Genomic DNA, 19,156 nt, shown 5'->3' with positions numbered 1-19,156 from the left:
ATATCCAGGTCATTTTTAGTGAGGAAGATTGAATGGGCCAAGATGGTCTTAGGACCTAACAATCCGGCCTCCTGATAAATCTCAACATCGGTTTTTTGGTATTTTTTTTGGCTAAAATCACGAGCCCAATCGCTTTCGCTTGCATGTGTTTGCACCGGGCAATCATACCTTTTCGCCAGTTGTCCCAAGCCTTGCATCGCTTCAAGTGAACATGTGGGCACAAAGCGTGGTGTTACGACAGGCTGAATCAGACCTGAGTTATTCTTCATGGTACGCACCGAGTTAATAAACATCTCGGTCAGATCGATTGATGCTTGGTAGTCAGAGTCGACATAGTAATCCGGGCACATAGACCGTTCATCCATTGCCACTTTCCCGACGTAAGCTCTCTGCCCTTGTTGCAGACACTCCTGGGCGAGATAAAGTGAAGCATCAAGGTCGACTGTCGCAAAATAAACGCCTGTCGTTGTACCATGGGCAAGATAAGTCTTAACTAGATTTGGATAAATGCTCTTTGCAAAATCGAGGTCTGAATAGCGGCTCTCAAGAGGAAATGTGTAATTGAGCAACCATTCGTCTAGCGGAAGATCAAGACCTTTACCAGCTTGTGGCCACTGTGGAGCGTGGATGTGCAAGTCAATCATTCCGGGGAGAAGATACTGTCCGGGGGAAAGCTTTTGAAGTTTATCTATCGTTTTAAAGTAGAGTAATACCCGAAAGTACTCTTTGTCACTTGGATTAAGGACCTGCTCGATAATTCCATTCTCATCGACAATGATTAGTGCATTTTCAATATATTCAAACTCACCTTTAACAGGAGTGTGGAAGACAGAGCCGAGAATCGCGTGTTTCATACCAGTTCCAATATTAAGTGTTAGAGATGAATTGACATCCCTAACACTGTGAAAAGAAGTTACAGTTTTGACGCAGTCTCAAGTGCGATTTCAACCATGTCGTTTAGTCCGGTTTGACGTTCGTCGGAGCTGAGGTATTCATGACGAATGATATGATCGGTAACCGTACATAGCGCAAGGGCGCGACAGTTTTGCTCTGCAGCGAGCGCATATAGGGCATTGATCTCCATTTCAACCCCTAAGATTCCGTAACGTTGCATAGTTTGATAGTAATCCTCGTCTGGGCGATAGAACAGATCTGATGAAAAAACGTTACCTACCTTGTAGTTTACTGAGCGTGTTTTGATAACCTCATAGCAAGTTTGCAAAAGCCCAAAGTCTGCCAGGGCTGCCAGGTCATGGTCTCGAAAGCGAATCCGGTTGATTTTCGAGTCGGTTGAGGCCCCTTGAGCAACGACAAGATCTTTTAGTTTCACGTCGTCAGAAATCGCGCCGCAACTGCCAACACGGATGATATTTTTTACGCCGTAATGCGTCATAAGTTCGTGGAAATAGATTGAGGCAGAAGGGCCTCCCATTCCATGACCCATGACGGACACAGGCGTCGATTTATACTTCCCGGTAAAGCCCAGAATGCCACGTACGTTTGTCACTTCACGAGCTTCTTCCAGGAATGTCTCGGCAATGAATTTTGCACGCAGTGGATCGCCAGACATAATGATTGTTTCAGCGAAATCGCCTTGATTAGCGTTGATATGGGGAGTAGACATGAGATACCTCTAGATTAATAAGTGCCTAATGAAATAAGAGCGCCGGCAACAGTGCCTGACATAAGGTTTGCAAGAATAGAAGCGAGAAGCACACGTGGCCCGATGGCTGAAATAAGCTCACGTCTGTCTGGGCACATTGCACTTATACCGCCAACAACCATGGCGAGTGAGCCTATATTGGCAAAACCACATAAGCTGAACACAATAATGGCTTGAGTTTTCGGCGTGAGCTGTGGTGCGACATCGAGATAGTTGATGTAAGCAACAAACTCATTGATAGCGATTTTTTGCCCAACAATTGAACCGGCGACGGTTGCCTCCGACCAGGGAACACCCATGAGAAAGGTAAGAGGTGCTAGCAAGTAACCTATAATGACTTCCAAGGTCAGGTTATCGATACTGATTAAGTTGCCAAGGCCGCCAATAATACCGTTAAGCAATGCAATAAGAGCGACAAAAGAGATCAGCATTGCCGTAACGAGAATTACCTGATTCATACCCATTGTGGAGCCATCTGAAATGGCTTCGAGTAGGCCTTTGGGCTTGTCATCGGAATTAATATTAATATTATTTTTGACCTGTTCAGGTTCTGTTTGCGGACACATAAGTTTGGCAAACAACAAACCGGCAGGAGCCGTCATAAAACAGGCTGTCAGTATATATTTAGGATCAATACCCAAATTAATATAACCCACCATAGTGCCGCCAGCGACACTCGCCAGGCCACCGGTCATTACTGCAAATAGCTCAGAGCGAGTCATGTTTTTTACCAGTGGTCGCACCATCGAAGGGGCTTCTATTGGACCAACGAAGATATTGGCTGTAGCGGATAGCGATTCAGCTTTACTTGCGCCAACCAACTTGGATAAAGCACCGCCAACCACGTTGATTATTAATTGCATTATCCGTAGATAGTAAAGAACAGAAATAAGTGCAGAGACAAAGACCACCACACAAAGTACGTTAATGGCAAACACAAACCCGACTTTGAAGTCCGCTAAGTCACCGAATACAAATTTCAGACCTGCATTTGAAAACGCAATCACGCTATTAACACCGTGACTTAGCGACTCGATGATACTCATGCCTATGGGCACATACATGACGAAAGCACCCAGAGTGATTTGAATGGATAGAGCCATTAACACGGTTCTAAAATTAATTTTTCTACGGTTTTCCGAGAACACAAAACCGATGAGCATCAATGACACGATGCCGATTAAACTCATTATTGTAGACATAGAGATTTTCCACTTTCATTATTGTTTCACCCTTATCATTGTGAATTTTTTGTTGCAAAGAGCGGACATTTTTCCTCTTTGGGGAGGTTTATTTAATTTTTTGAAAGTGATCACGCAAAGTGCCAAATGCAATCAGATGCTTTACCACCGTTCTACGCGTTTATATCGATATAAAAGATAACCAGACAGTCTACGTTATTCACCTTGTAGAAAATTAAAATGTTACAGAAAGATCGATAAGAAGAGATATCAAGTTATTTTTAGGAATGGGATGGCTGAAATTTTTAACAGTGGTGCTAAGTTCGCTAGTTTCGATGGTAAAGATTACTTTAAAGATATTGACCTGCCCCCAAGAACTAATCCAAAACTTCGTTAGTAATGCTGGCTAAATTACTGTTGTTTCGTGCTGTTCTTGTTGTCGCTGCAAATTCAGATGGAGTAAGGTAACCCAGTGCTGAGTGAGGGCGATTCTCATTGTAATCCATGTAGCAAATACTGATTAGTTCACGTACATGAGTCAGAGCTTAAAACTAGTGCTTGATTAGACCGATCTCCGACATTGTGAACGGGTAAATTTTCCCTTCAATACTGCGTCTAATGGTTTGAACCCACGCTACTTTCTCTGCTAAATCAACTTACTGGCCTCATTACTCCCATTTTATTCATAATCTTTCACATTTAGTCAAAATCCATTCATTACCTCTGTTATTGCCGTTCACATCATTCCTCTACCCTATGTATCCACTAACTAACATATCTGAATTGGTGCGATAGCAATGTCTGAACCCACTCAAGACAAAAAACAGGAGCTGGTGGCTCACGGTCTGATTACTTTTCTATTGTTTCCGATCCTGACGGTTGCCGGGATTGGCCTTTACGGCCTGATTGTCTGGCTAAATCTTGCCCTTGGTGGGATGCCCGGACACTGAAAGAGGTGAATTACTGACATGATTAAATGGATAACAACTCTCTGGCGTACGCTGAATCGCCCGACTAAATATCTGACCCTCGGAGCTGTCAGTTTGTCAGCTTTCATTATGGGCATACTGTTCTGGGGCGGCTTCAATACGGCACTGGAAGCGACCAATACCGAAGCTTTCTGCATTAGCTGTCACTCAATGGAAAATAACCCTTATCAAGAGCTGCAGCAGACCGTTCATTGGTCTAATCACTCCGGAGTACGGGCTACCTGTCCCGACTGCCACGTCCCTCATGACTGGAGCCGAAAAATCGCCCGTAAGATGGAAGCCTCCCATGATGTTTGGGGCTGGCTGTTCGGCACCGTCAATACCAAGGAAAAATTTGAGGATAAAAGGCTGGAAATGGCCAGCAGGGAATGGAAACGCTTCTCGCGTGATAACTCCCAGGCCTGTAAAAACTGCCACGACTACGGCTCCATGAAGTGGGAAGAAATGTCCCCATTAGCACGAAAGCAGATGAAGTCCGCGGCAGAAAAAGATCAGTCCTGTATCGACTGCCACAAGGGCATTGCCCATAAACTGCCAGACATGGGCACGGCCCGAGCACCGGATTTGATTGCCGAGGTCGGCTACGGTGACAGTTCTCTTGCCGTAGATCAGCCCTATTACAGCTCCCTGATCAAACCGCTTTACCTTGACGCGACCGGTGAGGATGAAGCCGGAACACTTAACGTCGCGACTTCAGTTAAGGTGCTGGAGGTCAACGGTAAACGTGTCCGGATTGCGATTGATGGCTGGCGTAAAAAAATAGGGGTTGGCCGAGTGATCTACCTCGATTTTGGTTTAAATATTCTTTCGGCCCAGTTAAGTAAGTCAGCGGCCAAAACTGACGGTGTCATTCAAGTTTTCGAAGAAAAAGAAGACCCGATGACCGGCCTCAAATGGCAGCGAGTGGAAGCGGAAATGTGGACCGATTCAGATTATCTGCTGACAGAGCTGGAACCGCTCTGGAGCTATGCACGTAGCACTTACAGTTCCAGTTGTAGCGTCTGTCACACCCAGCCTGAAGAAGCGCATTTCGATGCCAACACATGGCCAGGCATGTTCCAGGGGATGCTTGCATTCGTCAATATGGACGAGGATACCCAGCAACTGGTGCAAAAATACTTGCAGCAACACTCATCGACTTTTAGCGAAGAAAAACATTAAGAGGCTGTGTTTATGAACAGAAGAGAATTTCTCAAAGGTCTGGCTTCAACTTCCGCTGTGGTTGCTGGATGCAGTTCAGTGCTGGCACCTGTGTCCGCCATGGCAAAAGCTATGGATACCAGTGACGACTGGCTGACAACCGGGTCACATTTTGGCGCGTTCCGGGTACAACGTCGCAACGGTGTGATTGCCGACATTCGCCCACTGGAGTTTGACCGCAACCCCACGGAGATGATCAATGGCATTCGCGGGCTTGTGTACAATCCGTCGCGGGTCCGTTATCCGATGGTCCGACTGGATTTCTTGCTAAAAGGTCATAAAAGCGATACCAGTCAGCGCGGTGATTTTCGTTTTGTCCGGGTGACGTGGGATAAGGCGCTGCGACTACTCAAACAATCGCTCGATTTGGTTCAGACTCAGTATGGCCCTTCAGGCCTGTACGCCGGTCATACTGGCTGGCGTGCGACCGGACAACTGCATTCCAGTACCAGCCATATGCAGCGCGCCGTTTCCATGCATGGTAACTTTGTGAAAAAGGTTGGTGATTACTCTACCGGGGCAGGGCAGACGATTCTGCCTTACGTACTCGGTTCAACAGAGGTATACGCTCAAGGTACTTCCTGGCCGCTGATTCTTGAAAACAGTAACACCATCGTACTCTGGTCAAATGATCCCTGTAAAAACCTGCAAGTAGGCTGGAACGCAGAAACGCATGAATCATTTGAATATCTGGCCCAACTAAAAGAAAAAGTTCAGTCCGGTCAGATCCGCGTGATCAGCATCGATCCGGTTGAAACCAAAACGCAGGCGTATTTAGGCTGTGAACATCTTTACGTCAACCCGCAGACCGACGTGACTCTGATGTTGGCGATGGCACATGAGCTCTACAGCCAAGGCCTTTACGACAAAAAGTTTGTCGAAGGATACAGTCTGGGTTTTGAAATGTTCCTGCCTTATCTGCTCGGCGAAAAGGATGGTGTGGCGAAAACACCGGAATGGGCCGAAGCGATTTGTGGTGTTCCGGCCAAAACGATTCGCGAACTGGCACACACTATGGCGGCAGGGCGAACTCAGATCATGATGGGCTGGTGTATTCAGCGCCAGCAACATGGCGAACAGCCTTATTGGATGGCGGCGGTATTGGCAACGATGCTCGGTCAGATAGGTTTGCCGGGCGGTGGCATCAGCTACGGGCACCACTACTCAGGGATTGGTGTTCCCGCGACAGGCGCGGCGGCACCAGGAGCCTTTCCTCGCAATCTGGATGAAGGCAAAAAGCCGCTGTTTGACAACAACGATTTTAAAGGTGCCAGCAGCACCATCCCGGTCGCCCGTTGGATCGATGCCATTCTCGAGCCAGGTAAGGTTATCGAGGCCAATGGCAACCTAGTGACTTTCCCGGATATTCGCATGGCGATCTTTTCCGGTAACAATCCCTGGAGTCACCATCAGGATCGCAACCGTATGAAGCGGGCGTTTCGCAAACTGGAGTGTGTGGTTGCGGTGGAAGTGAACTGGACCGCCACCGCTCGCTTTTCCGATATCGTTTTGCCGGCATGTACCACGCTGGAGCGGAATGATATTGATGTCTACGGGGCCTACGCGGGACGCGGTATTCTCGCTATGCATAAAATGGTTGAACCGCTTTATGACAGTCTGTCTGATTTTGAGATTTTCACCCGGTTTGCCGGCCTGATGGGCAGAGAAAAAGAATATACCCGGGGCATGAATGAAATGGAGTGGCTGGCACAACTCTATAATGATTGCCGGGCTGCAAACAAAAACAACTTTCCTATGCCAGAGTTCGAAGAGTTCTGGCAACAAGGCTATGTCCATTTTGGAGAAGGCAGTAACTGGGTTCGACATGCGGATTTCCGCAATGATCCGGAAATTAACCCGCTGGGAACACCTTCCGGACTGATTGAAATTTACAGCCGGAAAATTGCAGGCTTTGGTTATGCTGACTGCCCGGGACATCCGGTCTGGATGGAAAAATCAGAACGTAGCCACGGTGGGCCGGGAAGCGCCCAGCACCCTGTCTGGCTGCAGTCATGCCATCCGGATAAACGCCTCCATTCACAGATGTGTGAGTCGGAAGAATTTCGCTCGACGTATACCGTTCAGGGGCGTGAACCGGTCTATATCAGCCCGGGAGATGCCAAAGCAAGAGGGATCCGTGATGGTGATTTGGTGCGGGTATTCAATGACCGTGGCCAGGTCCTGGCAGGCGCCGTGGTTTCTGACCGCTTCCCTGAGGGAGTGATCCGAATTGAGGAGGGCGCTTGGTATGGACCGGTCGGCCAGGATGGCAGTAAAGAGGGAGGAGCCGAAATTGGCGCACTATGCAGTTATGGTGATCCTAATACGCTGACACAAGATATCGGCTCATCGAGTCTGGCTCAGGCTTGTTCGGCATACACCTGCCTGGTTGAATTTGAAAAATTCACCGGAACCGCCCCTGCGGTGGCATCTTTTAGTGGCCCGATTGAAGTACAGATTTGATCTCGCCACAATAACGGAGAATACAAATGAATCAGATAAATTCCGCCAGGGCATCGTTCTACCGCTTTCTCTCTGATCTGTTCGCCAGAGAGATCAGCACCAAACGAATGGAAGAGCTGACTTGTTCCCAGGCCCGCCCCTTCTGGCAACAACTGATATCAGAAGCAGAGTTGTCGGCAGATGCCGGACTATTGTGGGATAAGTTAACCGCTATTGAAACGGCATCCCATGATGAAGGTGAAAGAGCATTGTTGGAACTGGCGGCAGATTTCTGCGGGCTGTTTCTGGTCAGCGGTAAAGGCAGTGTTTCCCCCTATGCCGGTAGTTATCTCAATGATGACAGTGACATGGCCGTATTTGGAGAATGGCATCAGCAAATGCTGGGGTTTCTGCAACAGGCTGGCTTATCTGTAGACAGTGATTTTCCGGAACCGGCTGATCATCTGGCGGTGATTCTGGCCTATCAGGCAGAGCTGTGCCTGAAAGCGCCGTCCCAGGCGCAGCTGACCTTTCTTGAAGAGTGCATCCTGAGCTGGTTGCCTGATTTTACAGATCGGATCGGTGAGTGTGATCAGCAAGGATTTTATGCCGCGCTTGCCAGGCTGACTCAGGCATTTGTCCGCAGCGATGCACAGTGGTTACGTCTGGAGAACTGAATCTGAGGTTTAAGATTCAAAAGGCAGACCAGGTTAGCCAATAAACAGAGAGCGCCGTTATGGCGCTTTCTGTTTATTCACTTGCCGATTTATCGGCGAGAACGGAATCTAACGCGCTCAGTGATTCCTGGTGGAGTTGTTTCAGGCGCTTCACCATCGCCACATCAAGGCGCTCTCCAGCGCGCACCTTTTTATCCCAGGTCGAGCAATAGTGACACAAGGCGTCCATTCCCATACTGGCACAGCTCCCTTTTAATGAATGAAGCAGAGACTGAAGCTCCTGCTGACTTTGCTGTGAGTTGCAGCTGTACAGTTGTTCAATTCGGCTGAGCTGATCGCCGCTCTTGTTGATAAACAGGGTACGCATTTCACTTACAGTCTGGTGTCCGAGTACCTCAAGATCTTCACGAATCTGTTTTCGGTTAACCAAAGTAGACAGATGCGTCGGTGTTATTTCAGATTCGGTAGGTTTATCTGCCGAATTGACGTTAGAGCTCGGCCAAGAGTCGCTATTGGTTTGATTTGCTACTCCGAGCCAGTCTCTCAGAGCTTGCAGGTTTAGCGGTTTAGGCAACACCAGGTCAAAGCCGAGCGCTTGATAATCTATCATGTCCTGATGTTGTAACTGGGCGGTGAAAGCCGCGACTTGGATGTCGTTATCTGCTTGCTGGCGGAGACGCGGCAACAGTTCGGTGCCTGAGCCGTCAGGCAATTGCACATCCAGCATGACTCTTTCGAATTGTTCGCCCTGGTTTAACAGTCGCCGAGCTTCTGACAGGCTGCGTGCCACACACGACTGGTGACCGAGGTATGCAAGAAATCCCTGGGCCACCAGAGTATTGACCCGATTATCTTCAACCAGTAAAACGCGCTGAGGAGGGCTGATCGCTGGGGCGTGTTCACAGGGACCAATGTCATGTTCACATATCTCAACTGGCAGTCGGAAACGGAAACTACTGCCGTGACCCGGCTGACTGACAACCTCAATGACCTGTTTGGAGTCGACACTGTTTTTGGACATCAGCTTCACCAGATGATGGCTGATACTCAATCCTAGCCCGGTTCCTCGCGTACTGGCGTTATCGGTTTCGGTCACATAGGGAATGAACAGTTTTTCCATCACCGATTGCGGAATACCGATACCTGTGTCTCTGACCTCGAACAATAACTGCTCTTTCTGCCGAGTGACGGTCATAGTAACCCCGCCCTCTGGAGTAAACTTGATGGCGTTACTCAATAGGTTGAACAGAACTTGCCGAAGTTTTGGACCATCGATGAGAATCCACGGTGGTATGTCACTGGTTATTAGCTTTAACTCCAGGTTCGCCAGATTGGCTCCACCCAGCATGATGGCGGTGACTTCTTCAAGAAGCTCAGGTAACGCTACCGGTCGGGGGTCATTGACCAGGCTTCCCTGTTCAAGCCGGGAAAAATCGAGGATATCATTCAGCACTGTCTGCAGCAGCGCGCCACTGTATTGAGAGAGGGCCAGCATTTGCTGGGCATTTTCTGGCAATCTGGTCTTATTGATTAAGCTCAGCGTGCCCAGCAGTCCGTTTAGCGGTGTGCGTATTTCATGGCTCATTGTCGCCAAAAACAGCGATTTTGCCTGATTGGCCTCTTGCAGCTGCTCGTTGGCCCGGGCCAGTTCATGGGTTCGCTCAGTGACCTTCTGTTCCAGAGCTGATTTATGTTCACTGAGTTCCGCGGCAGTTTGACGTAAATTTTGTTGCAATCGTAAATTATCGGCCGTTTTTTGTTTAAACGCTTCGAGCGCAGAGGCCATCGCGGTCAGTTCGTCGTCTCCGTAAGAATGGATGGTGACATTGGTTTCCCCTTTACTGAGACGGTTAAGTGCATCAGTCGCATTGCTTAGTCTCAGGGCGATACCTTTATAAATTACCTGCCAACTGACCACAATCAACAAGCTAAGGATGAGTGCGCCGGTTATCCAAAGACCAGCTGCAGCCCAGTCGAGTTGATGCAGGTAATTGTTCCGGGCCTCGATCAGGTGACGTTGCTGACTCTGCAAAGCAGTGTCTACCGTCTGTTCCATCGTTTTGAGAATGTCTGCAATGGCCAGTTGGCGCTGTTCAAGTTGATGTTGCAGAGCATTCAGAGACTGGGAGACGGCTTCGCTGTGTCGAATCTGTTCCATCCGGGAAAACTCTAGTTGAAGTTCGCGCGAGCGGAGCGGATCTCTCACCAGAGATTCAATAGGAATCAATTGCAGCAAGTCTGGCGATAGCTGGGCTTCCTCTGACTCGACGGGTGATAAGGGCATAAGGTTTTGCCCGCGCCCCACCGCTTCAAAGGCTTGTCCCATCAGAGCAATCTGGTGGGTGAGTTTTAATGCTCGGTTAAGCTGTTCTGCTCGACTGATATCCAAATCAATAATGTTGTCGAGATTAGTCTGGTCCGGGCCCTGACTAAGTTTGGCTAGCAGTACAGAATCCAGCACGGCAAGTTCTGATTGTAGCAGGGTGCTGGCCCGTCCGGCAGCCAGGGTGAGTGCGTTGCCCTGATCTTTGAGTTGATCAGCTAACTGCAACCGTTTTTTTGTTTGCTCACCCTGCAGGGTAAGCAGACTGATAATCTGGCTAGCGGTATCCTTGAGCCGATCAGAGCCTTCAATATCTAGTTGCTTGAGGGTCGAAATCGCTTCCAGCATCCGGTTGCTTTCAATGGCCAGACGCCGTCCGAGATATTGTCTTTGAACTTCTTCATTGATTTCACCCAGGCGTTGAGCATTCTCAACCAGTGCGGTAGCAGACTGAGATAACTGCCTGGCGGCTTCAGAAGCGGGTAACGCTTGTCCGTATAGCGAACTGTCGGCATTGCGTACCCAGTGCAAGCTGATATTAGCAAGAGCGAACTGCAGCAACAGCAAAATGGCTAACAGACAAAATACCAGCATGAGTCTGCCGGTCAGACTTCTAAGCCTTGATGATAAAGGTCTCACATCTCACCCTTTAGCTGATAAAATAACACCAATTTCCGGACTGCTCCGGCGTATAGATGATAACACCCAAATTCAGGGAATTTCATATGCACCATTTATTTATTTCCAGACGATTACTGGTAAAAACATCTACCTGGGTTTTATCGCTGGTGTTGTTACCTGCCTGGGCGCAAACCTGGTCTCTCGAACAACGCACTCCATTCAACCAGCCAATCCAAACGGCCCAAGAAGTCCAATATCAGCCACTGCATCAGGCCAGCCGTCCATGGCAGGTTTGTGTATTGGTTCCTCACTTGAAAGATGCTTACTGGATCGGTGTCAACTATGGTCTGGCTACCCGCAGCCGGGCGCTGGGTATTGGTATGACATTGTATGACGCCGGGGGCTACGATAATAGCCGCAGACAGTTAGCCCAGCTAAAGCAATGCCTGAATGATGATTCTGACGCCATCCTGCTGGGGGCTGTCAGTGCAGACCTTCTGAACCACACAGAGGTAGAGATCACCAAGCCGGTACTGGCGCTAGTAAACCAGGTTAACCACCCTAAGGTAAAAACGCATGTTGGTGTTAACTGGTACCAAATGGGCCAGCTGAGCGGGCAGTATATTGCGACATTGCCGGCTCAGCGCTTGGCGCTGCTGGTTGGCCCGGATAAGCGGGGCGGTACGGATATGGTTGAAAGTGGAGTCAGAGATATGATTGATCAGCAACAGATTATTTCCGTCAGGCATGCGGATAATAGCCGTAATCTGTATCGAGACCAAATCAATCAGATGTTGGCGGAACATCCTATCCCCCAGTTGTTGCTCGGCAGTGCTGTCGCTATTGAGGCTGCCATGGGGACGGTGCGGCAGAATAACCTGGTGGGCGAGCTTATCCTGGTCAGTGTTTATCTATCCCCCAATGTGTTGCGCGGGCTAAGACGCGGTAAGGTGGCTTACGCCAATGATGACAGAGTCGTGATCCAGGGGAGTTTAGCCGTTGACCTGGTGGTTCGGACTCTTGAGGGCGAAGGGGATTTCGGTAGTATCGGCCCGGCCATTCAACGCCTGACCCCTCATAATTATCAGGATGTGGATCTCAGTCAAAGCCTGGCTCCGGCTGATTACTATCCGCTTTATCGGGTTACCCCTGAGCAGATTAATCCGTAACATTGGCGGCAAAAAGATAGCCTTCACCGTGTACAGTCACAAACAGGTCGGGACGGAGCTTATTGCGCAGACGACGGATGATCACGTCAATGGTTCGGTCGCTGACATCCTCATCCCGGTGGCTGGTCTGTTGCATCAACCTTTCTCTTGACAGAACCTGATTCGGATAAAGGGTGAAGGCGGCCAGTAGCTCAAACTCGCCCTTGGTCAGGCGAATGACTTCGTCTTTATGTGACAGGCGACGGCTGTTCAGCTGCAAATGATAGTCTGAAAAATACAGGCTATCATCCCTGGCTGAAAGCTGTTGAATGGCTTGCTGCCGGGCTCTGTCTTCCAGTGAAATACGCCACAGCAGGTTTCGCACCCGAACCCGAAGCTCTCTCAGTTCAAAGGGTTTAGTCACATAATCGTCCGCGCCCATCTCGAGTCCGACGATGCGGTCAATGCTTTCATCACGGCCGGTCACCAGAATAATACCAATGTTGGAGTGACTACGAAGTTCACGGGTAAGCATCAGGCCATCATCGCCCGGCATATTAATGTCCAGCATGATGAGATCAACCTGTGTCTGCTCCAGTCGTTGCCACATCTGCTGACCATCTGACGCTTCCAGCACCCGATAACCATCTTTTTCAAAGTAACCTTTCAGACGGGTGCGGACTAATGCCTCATCATCAACTACAAGTACGGTGTATGCCATCAATATTCCTCGACTACCTTAGATACCCCGCGATGGCTAAGAGAAGAAGTCCATTTGTATTGTTTCATTCTTATCTATTCATCGTGGTGATGTTATTTTACGGAGGTTCGTCAATACTAGTATGATCTTTATCAATGAGCATCAGATTTGACCAAGCCAATGTAGCGGTTGGTCTGAGATTATCTCGCACCCCAAGCTATCTTTAGTAACAAGCCATCGCTCGTTTCCCGTTCTCTGTGTCGTGATTTACTGCTCAGTGAGCAGCTCGAGCAGCCTTTTCCCCTCGAATGCCAATTGGATACCGGATGAGACCGCCATTTTTTTGAATATGTTGTGCCGATGAATCTCGACAGTTCTTAGGGCAATACAGAGCTCGTCAGCGATAATTTTATTTGGCTTACCTTCGATGATCAAAGGTATCAGGCTCTTTTCTCGTTCAGTCAGGGTTTGTGCTCGGCTCTTTAAATCCGCATTCTGCTGCTTGGTTTTATAAATCTCTAATGCTAGCACCTGCGCCCGCCACAGAGTTTGGCACAGTACATCGCTTTGAACAGGCTTTTGCAGCAGATCGTGAGCGCCACGCTTAAAGGCCAGTTTGGTGGTTTCGACGTCTGCGTGACCGGTCAAGAACACGATCACTAAACTGGACGCCAAATCCTCGATCTGTTTTTGCATCTCTAAGCCATCCATCCCGGGCATATTGATATCCAGTAAGATGACGCCGGGCTGGCTCAGATCGGCTTCATTTAGGAAATCGACAGCACTTTGATATGCATTAACATCAAATTCTTGATCTTCAAGTAAAAAAGTTACGGAGTCGAGAATGGCTATATCATCATCAATCAGATAGATAGGGCATGGCATAATCAATCCTTTAGTAGTTTTTGGGTAGAGTTATTCTAAAACGGCTTCCTTGCTCTAACTGCAACGCTTGTATCTCTCCTTCATGGGCTTCAATTATTCGTTTGCAGATAACCATTCCAAGGCCAAGACCGGCTTCTTTGCTGCTTTGAAATGGCATAAAGAGTTGCTCAAGCTGCTCATCACTGATACCACAGCCATTGTCTTCAATCTCAATGACACAAGAGACTTTGCTTTCGTACACCGAAAGAGATATCTGCTTATTTTCGCGATGGACTTCTCTCAATGCATCGATGCTATTTTGAATTAAATTTGCCAGCACTTGCTGGATGAGTACGGTATCTATCTGGGCTGAAACCGTTTCTGAATGAAGCTTTACCTTAATGTTGTGATGTTTAAAGGTGTGCTGAAAAATGAGCAAGGTATTAGAAATCAGCGGACCGATCTCAACCGCACAACGTTCATCATGTTGTACTTTCATGAAGTTGCGCAACCGCTGAATGATGTCACTCGCGTTTTTGGTCTGTTGCTCAATTTTCTCCAGAGTATTTTCCAACTGCTTAGGCTCTAGGGCTTGCTTTTTCAATCGGTTCTTACAACCAGCGGTGTAGGTACCTATCGCCATCAATGGCTGGTTTAGTTCGTGGGCAATCCCAGCTGCCATTTCTCCGGTCAGTAGTATTCTTTGTGCCTTAAACAACTGATTGGTTTCATTTTCAAGTAGTAAGGAGGTTTGCTTGTGTTGGTCAATCTCATCTCTTAGCTGTGCCGAACGGACATGGACCAGGTAGTTAACCCGTAGGTGATAGACGACAAGTAGCATCACCAAGCCGATAGCGGATAGCGCCCAGCCGCGATATTTCTCCCACAGCTTTTCAATGTACGAGGGTTGAATATTAACCCCAATACTGTCCATCAACTGATAGATTGCGCTATCGTCGATGGGGACTGACCAGCCACCATATAAGCCGGTAACCGCGATGGGGCTGTTTGGTAGAATGGTCAGTAAAATTCGAGCAATATGATTGGCATAATCTGCCGGCACATGATTTAAACGAGCGAGCGTCCAATTGGGGTAAAGTTGGCTGGAGGTGTGGCAAGCAAAATCGCTGGTGGGTTGCTTACGAAACATAACCTTCAGAGTGTGCGGGGGTATGGTGCCATCGAGTATTTTCCTTTCCAGTAGACAGGTCGGCGCGATTGCAAAGTCCACTTCTCCATTCAGTACCTTGGTTAAGATTTTTTGCTGAGGGTAGCCAACAAAAGTAAGCCGATGGAGATCTTCTTTGGTGACTCCATGCTGCAAAAACTCCCCAAGCATTACCCTAAAACCACCAAACGCATTTTCACTCACCGAGACGATAGAGCGACGAGTCAATGCTTTGAGGGATTTGAGTTCAGGTTCATTGATGCGCGCAATGACTGCTGAGCCAATTGCGTGCTTAGCATCGCCGTGCAGCGGATTGAGATTCAGCATTTTGACTGCCTGATGCTTGTATTTATAGATAAGGAATTGAATGCCGTTGGTCAACGTAAAATCGATCAGCCCGCTATCGACTAGCTTGTTTAAGGTTGGAATATCGGCAGGAACAATCACAAAGTGATAACCCGGTAGTGCCAGATTCAAGTAATCAATGGTCGGTTGCCAGCGCTTTAAGGTATAGGCTGCGCCATTAAAGGCGAGCACTCCAATTCGGACTAGTTTTTGCTCAGCATAGCTAGGGCTGCTCAACAAAATAGTTGCGATTAGCAACATGGTTCTTATTTTCAAAGCGAAGCCTGGTGAAATTCAAATATGGGTTAAGCGTCTCATATTGATAGTTTGAATGTTTGTCTTAGATCAATCATGAAGAGTAACTGCGGTTTACCACTATAGAGGTAGCCTGACTGCTCGTGAACAATGCTCCGTAGTTAAGTAATAACCAATAAGTGCACAGTGAGTGCAAACGGAGCAAAAGTTTATGTCTGAACAAAATTCACGTCGTAATTTCATAAAACTGGGGCTGGGGGCGGCGGCTATTGCGCCTGTTTCAGCGTTAGGTCTGTCAACCGCCGCTTTCGCTGCATCGAATCCTAACGAGATCCAGTGGGATGAGGAGATGGATGTACTGGTCATTGGTTCTGGTATGGCGGGTATGATCGCGGCTATCCGCGCCGCCGAGACTGATGCCAGCGCAAAAGTGGTTGTTGCAGATAAAATGTCGCGTCTGGGTGGATCGTCTTTGATCTCTGGCCTGAATATGGCCGTGGTGGGATCTGATCTACAAAAAAACATTGGCGTTGAAGATGACTCCTGGGAGCTACTGCTCAAAGATATCGAGCGCGAAGCGAAAGGTTACAACCACCGCGAGTTGACCAAAGTGGCAGCAAAAGGAACACTCGATCTGTACAACTTCCTGAAAGACCATGGCGTTGAATATGATATGTCCATCGGTGGTGGCACGGGTGTTAAGAAGCTGGGAGGTCACTCTCGTCCGCGATGTGTTTGGCCTAAAGGGGGCGGCACAGAAGTTATCAAGAAGCTGCAAAGCTACTGCTCTGCCAACCTAAGCAATGTGGAAGTTCGCAAGAAAATCTTGCTAGACGAGATCCTGCGTAACGAAAAAGGTCGCGTTATTGGTGTCAAAGTGCGTGAAAACTATCGCTTTAACCGTAGGCATGATGATCTGGGGGATAACGATAATCCAGCGATCAATCAATCCGGCGACGTTAAATACTACAAGGTTAAGCGGGGCCTTATCATGGCGACGGGCGGTTACAACCAAGACCGTAAGTTCCGTGGTGATGAAGTAGGGACTATGTACAACGCTGCATCAACAACACAACCCGGTGCGACGGCGGGTGCCATTAAGGCGATGATCAATGCCGGCTTCAAACCAATCCACATGACGCTGTTCCGCTTTGCGTTCCCCATTCCAACTGAAGATATTCGCTGGGGTATTTTGGTTAACCCTCGCACAGGCGAACGCTTCGTTGACGAGTACAACAACAACGATCGTCAGGCGATTGGTATGGCGATCTTGGAAGAGCGGCGCCACATCGATGGCGAGCATACTGTCCTTATCTATGACCAAAAAGGTGCTGAGCATTACCATGATCAGCAGCGATTCCACCTGTCTCTGGAAGGTAAAAACGGCATCAACGGCACAATCTGGAAGTTCGATACACTCCAGGCACTGGCTGATAACTTCGAGATGGATATCAAAACACTTGAAAAGAATATTGAGAAGTACAACACCAATATGGCGTTGGATCAGGATGAGTTCCACAAGCCTAAAGGTGTACTAAAAGAGGCGACGTCAATTTCGCAGGCACCATTCTACGCCATGCAATTGAACCCTCGCTACAACTACGCTCAGGGCGGCGCAATGATCACGCCAAAAGCAGAGGCTGTGGATGTGGCCACCGGTGAGCCGATCGAAGGGGCTTTTGTGTGTGGTGAAGCGTCTGCGGGGACTTACGGCTACATCCGTTTGACCGCATGTTCAACCATTGACTGCGGTACATTTGGCATGGTTGCCGGCGAAAACGCTGCAAAAGCGAAACCTTGGGTATAACTTCTCTTGGGGTGGTGTATCGCCACCCCTAATACTAAGAATATGAATCTTATGAAAAAATCCATTTTACTCTGCTTAATGGTGTTCTTTTCAACACTGACCACTTTAAGTGTGAATGCGGAACCGCAGCCAGACTGGAAGCAGTTGAGCGAAGAATACACCCTCAAACCCCATCACCAAGCGCTGAAATTTGACTGTGTTATGTGCCATGAAGGTAATGACCCAGAACAATACGAGCCACTGGAAACCGAAAACTGCTTAAGCTGTCACGGAAGCAAACAGAAAGTAGCCGATCGATTACAGTTCATGGACAAGCACCACACAAATCCACATAACTCGTTCCATGATGGATTGGATTTGGACTGCTACGAATGTCACGCTGAACATCAGCCGTCAATTAACCTGTGTTCCGATTGTCATACGACAACCTCATGGATGGATAAGGTGCCGTAAGGAGTCACTATGAATAAAAAATGGTTTATTGTAATGCTGTTAGCGATTGGTGGCTTGTTAGGTACAGGTGCGAGTCTGATAACGGCCGAGATTGCGCATAGCACTGGCGATGCCGAGTTTTGCGGCTCTTGCCACTCTATGGAACCCATGGCGGAAACATTTAAGTATGATGTCCATGGCGGGCAAAATGAGCATGGGTTTGTTGCTCAATGTGTTGATTGCCATTTGCCTCAAGATTCGGTACTCGGATACATGGTGGCCAAGACCGCGCATGGCATTAATGATGTATTTGTTGAAAACGTCACGGATACCGATGCGATTGATTGGATTGATCGACGGGAACAGCGAAAACGGTTTGTTTTTGATAGTGGCTGTTTAAGTTGTCACCAAGAGCTTCTGGATAAAACCGAAGCTGACAATCCCAAATCTTTGCAAACTCATGCGCATTACAAGAAGCAACTGGAAAAAGGCGACCCTATTAACTGTGTATCGTGTCACGTAACTGTCGGTCACAATGGTATGTTACGCAGTGAATTGAACAAGCGTTATCCAGAATTTACGTTTGAGTCTAACTAGTTATAGATGCTTGGAAAGAGCAAAGGCAAGGTGTGAAAACCTTGCCTTTTGTTTTCAATTCTGATCCCCGGCTTCAGTAGGGGGGGTTCATTCAATAGCGCTTTGCCTTTAAAAGGTGGTTCATTTACTAAGTTATTTCACTAATAACAAAACAGACCCAAATGCATTTGCTTCTAGTGTAATCTGGGATTTGCAGGAAATTTCCAGAAGTTTGACCAGTTAGATACCATGATTAAACCAACGGCTAAGCCGTATGTCGTGCTCAGGGGTATCTGCCATTGTTGTAGTTGTCACCGGCAAAGCAAGAAAAGCAATATGAACAAAGACCCGCGAGTGTCTTTTCAGTTGGCAACTACTCACTTCTTTTATGCCTAATTCCTCCTGAATAGTAACTTACAGCCCTTGTCTTAAAACAAACAATATCAGCTGTTTGTTTCCATAAGCACAAGACAGAACACTTTAACTTATTGATAAGAATGCAATATTTAGTTGGTATATATTTCGCACTAACTGTCATGAGTCTAATTTTAAAAGGAGATAGACCATGGCAATTCGTCAATGTGCAATTTACGGAAAAGGTGGTATCGGTAAATCCACTACAACTCAAAATCTGGTAGCGGCTCTGGCTGAAGCAGGGAAAAAAGTCATGATCATAGGCTGTGACCCTAAAGCTGACTCTACTCGTTTAATTCTTCACTCAAAAGCGCAAAACACCATTATGGAAATGGCGGCTGAAGCCGGCAC

General features: G+C 48.0%; 17 protein-coding genes. 9 read left to right on the top strand and 8 right to left on the bottom strand.

Translation table 11 applies throughout. From position 1 onward, the window contains the following. The 4 genes from ACQY6F_RS14940 to ACQY6F_RS14925 all read right to left on the bottom strand — a co-directional run. Positions 1–854, bottom strand: an 854-nt coding sequence (locus tag ACQY6F_RS14940) for an amidohydrolase family protein (protein WP_428775496.1), incomplete at its 3' end; no start/stop codon positions are given. A 59-nt stretch (positions 855–913) separates the two neighbouring features. Further along, positions 914–1,624 (bottom strand): purine-nucleoside phosphorylase, encoded by a 711-nt coding sequence (gene deoD / locus ACQY6F_RS14935; protein ID WP_428775494.1) that lies wholly within the window; start codon positions 1,622–1,624, stop codon positions 914–916. 14 nt (positions 1,625–1,638) lie between these two features. Further along, the gene (locus ACQY6F_RS14930; protein ID WP_428775493.1) at positions 1,639–2,865 is read right to left on the bottom strand and encodes a NupC/NupG family nucleoside CNT transporter; all 1,227 of its coding nucleotides are present in this window, start codon (positions 2,863–2,865) and stop codon (positions 1,639–1,641) included. A gap of 356 nt (positions 2,866–3,221) precedes the next feature. Further along, the gene (locus ACQY6F_RS14925; RefSeq protein ID WP_428775497.1) at positions 3,222–3,386 is read right to left on the bottom strand and encodes an integrase core domain-containing protein; all 165 of its coding nucleotides are present in this window, start codon (positions 3,384–3,386) and stop codon (positions 3,222–3,224) included. A 255-nt stretch (positions 3,387–3,641) separates the two neighbouring features. On the opposite strand from ACQY6F_RS14925, the gene ACQY6F_RS14920 reads away from it, so the two are divergent. Genes ACQY6F_RS14920 through torD form a run of 4 tightly spaced genes read left to right on the top strand, consistent with a single transcriptional unit; the run spans position 3,642 to position 8,152 of the window. Continuing rightward, complete coding sequence (locus tag ACQY6F_RS14920; protein ID WP_428775492.1) at positions 3,642–3,794, top strand: periplasmic nitrate reductase, NapE protein; 153 nt, start codon at positions 3,642–3,644, stop codon at positions 3,792–3,794. Between the two features lie 18 nt (positions 3,795–3,812). Continuing rightward, complete coding sequence (gene torC, locus ACQY6F_RS14915; protein ID WP_428775490.1) at positions 3,813–4,994, top strand: pentaheme c-type cytochrome TorC; 1,182 nt, start codon at positions 3,813–3,815, stop codon at positions 4,992–4,994. Between the two features lie 12 nt (positions 4,995–5,006). Continuing rightward, positions 5,007–7,496 carry a trimethylamine-N-oxide reductase TorA gene (gene torA, locus ACQY6F_RS14910; protein WP_428775489.1) on the top strand — a complete coding sequence of 830 codons (2,490 nt, stop codon included), beginning with the start codon at positions 5,007–5,009 and terminating at the stop codon, positions 7,494–7,496. 26 nt (positions 7,497–7,522) lie between these two features. Continuing rightward, entirely contained in the window at positions 7,523–8,152 is a 630-nt protein-coding gene (gene torD, locus ACQY6F_RS14905; RefSeq protein WP_428775488.1) for a molecular chaperone TorD, read from the top strand. 73 nt (positions 8,153–8,225) lie between these two features. Here torD and torS read toward each other — a convergent pair whose 3' ends face one another. Then, positions 8,226–11,114: a TMAO reductase system sensor histidine kinase/response regulator TorS gene (gene torS / locus ACQY6F_RS14900; protein ID WP_428775486.1), complete on the bottom strand. Its 2,889-nt coding sequence runs from the start codon at positions 11,112–11,114 to the stop codon at positions 8,226–8,228. An 86-nt stretch (positions 11,115–11,200) separates the two neighbouring features. Between torS and torT the strand changes: the two genes are divergently transcribed. Further along, the gene (torT, locus tag ACQY6F_RS14895; RefSeq protein WP_428775484.1) at positions 11,201–12,265 is read left to right on the top strand and encodes a TMAO reductase system periplasmic protein TorT; all 1,065 of its coding nucleotides are present in this window, start codon (positions 11,201–11,203) and stop codon (positions 12,263–12,265) included. Here torT and torR read toward each other — a convergent pair. The 3 genes from torR to ACQY6F_RS14880 form a co-directional block, all read right to left on the bottom strand. Beyond that, positions 12,255–12,965, bottom strand: a complete 711-nt coding sequence (gene torR / locus ACQY6F_RS14890) for a two-component system response regulator TorR (protein ID WP_428775482.1) — start codon at positions 12,963–12,965, stop codon at positions 12,255–12,257. The two genes, torT and torR, sit on opposite strands and share 11 nt — an antisense overlap. Positions 12,966–13,211: 246 nt before the next feature. Continuing rightward, positions 13,212–13,829, bottom strand: coding sequence for a response regulator transcription factor (locus ACQY6F_RS14885; protein WP_428775480.1), 618 nt, complete (start codon positions 13,827–13,829; stop codon positions 13,212–13,214). Between the two features lie 10 nt (positions 13,830–13,839). After that, a complete protein-coding gene (locus ACQY6F_RS14880) occupies positions 13,840–15,597 on the bottom strand; it encodes a sensor histidine kinase (protein WP_428775479.1) in 1,758 nt (585 codons plus the stop codon). A 190-nt stretch (positions 15,598–15,787) separates the two neighbouring features. Here ACQY6F_RS14880 and ACQY6F_RS14875 point away from each other — a divergent pair, with 190 nt between their 5' ends. From ACQY6F_RS14875 to ACQY6F_RS14860, 4 genes are all read left to right on the top strand, one after another. Then, positions 15,788–17,383: an FAD-dependent oxidoreductase gene (locus ACQY6F_RS14875; RefSeq protein WP_428775477.1), complete on the top strand. Its 1,596-nt coding sequence runs from the start codon at positions 15,788–15,790 to the stop codon at positions 17,381–17,383. A 51-nt stretch (positions 17,384–17,434) separates the two neighbouring features. Further along, on the top strand, positions 17,435–17,836 hold the full coding sequence (locus ACQY6F_RS14870; protein WP_428775476.1) for a cytochrome c3 family protein: 402 nt from the start codon (positions 17,435–17,437) through the stop codon (positions 17,834–17,836). Between the two features lie 9 nt (positions 17,837–17,845). Beyond that, a complete protein-coding gene (locus ACQY6F_RS14865; RefSeq protein ID WP_428775474.1) occupies positions 17,846–18,412 on the top strand; it encodes a cytochrome c3 family protein in 567 nt (188 codons plus the stop codon). A gap of 544 nt (positions 18,413–18,956) precedes the next feature. Further along, the coding region (locus ACQY6F_RS14860; RefSeq protein ID WP_428775472.1) for an AAA family ATPase at positions 18,957–19,156 on the top strand (200 nt) is incomplete at its 3' end.

Source organism: Vibrio sp. (genome assembly GCF_050299255.1).
Taxonomy (GTDB): Bacteria; Pseudomonadota; Gammaproteobacteria; order Enterobacterales; family Vibrionaceae; genus Vibrio.
Note: the sequence above shows the minus strand (reverse complement) of the source record. Positions and strands in the feature narration are given on the sequence as shown.

Excerpts from the sequence above, each read along its gene's own strand:
- deoD (WP_428775494.1), bottom strand. The coding sequence starts at position 1,624 with ATGTCTACTCCCCATATCAACGCTAATCAAGGCGATTTCGCTGAAACA.
- ACQY6F_RS14930 (WP_428775493.1), bottom strand. The coding sequence starts at position 2,865 with ATGTCTACAATAATGAGTTTAATCGGCATCGTGTCATTGATGCTCATC.
- ACQY6F_RS14920 (WP_428775492.1), top strand. The coding sequence starts at position 3,642 with ATGTCTGAACCCACTCAAGACAAAAAACAGGAGCTGGTGGCTCACGGT.
- torC (WP_428775490.1), top strand. The coding sequence starts at position 3,813 with ATGATTAAATGGATAACAACTCTCTGGCGTACGCTGAATCGCCCGACT.
- torA (WP_428775489.1), top strand. The coding sequence starts at position 5,007 with ATGAACAGAAGAGAATTTCTCAAAGGTCTGGCTTCAACTTCCGCTGTG.
- torD (WP_428775488.1), top strand. The coding sequence starts at position 7,523 with ATGAATCAGATAAATTCCGCCAGGGCATCGTTCTACCGCTTTCTCTCT.
- torT (WP_428775484.1), top strand. The coding sequence starts at position 11,201 with ATGCACCATTTATTTATTTCCAGACGATTACTGGTAAAAACATCTACC.
- torR (WP_428775482.1), bottom strand. The coding sequence starts at position 12,965 with ATGGCATACACCGTACTTGTAGTTGATGATGAGGCATTAGTCCGCACC.
- ACQY6F_RS14885 (WP_428775480.1), bottom strand. The coding sequence starts at position 13,829 with ATGCCATGCCCTATCTATCTGATTGATGATGATATAGCCATTCTCGAC.
- ACQY6F_RS14875 (WP_428775477.1), top strand. The coding sequence starts at position 15,788 with ATGTCTGAACAAAATTCACGTCGTAATTTCATAAAACTGGGGCTGGGG.
- ACQY6F_RS14870 (WP_428775476.1), top strand. The coding sequence starts at position 17,435 with ATGAAAAAATCCATTTTACTCTGCTTAATGGTGTTCTTTTCAACACTG.
- ACQY6F_RS14865 (WP_428775474.1), top strand. The coding sequence starts at position 17,846 with ATGAATAAAAAATGGTTTATTGTAATGCTGTTAGCGATTGGTGGCTTG.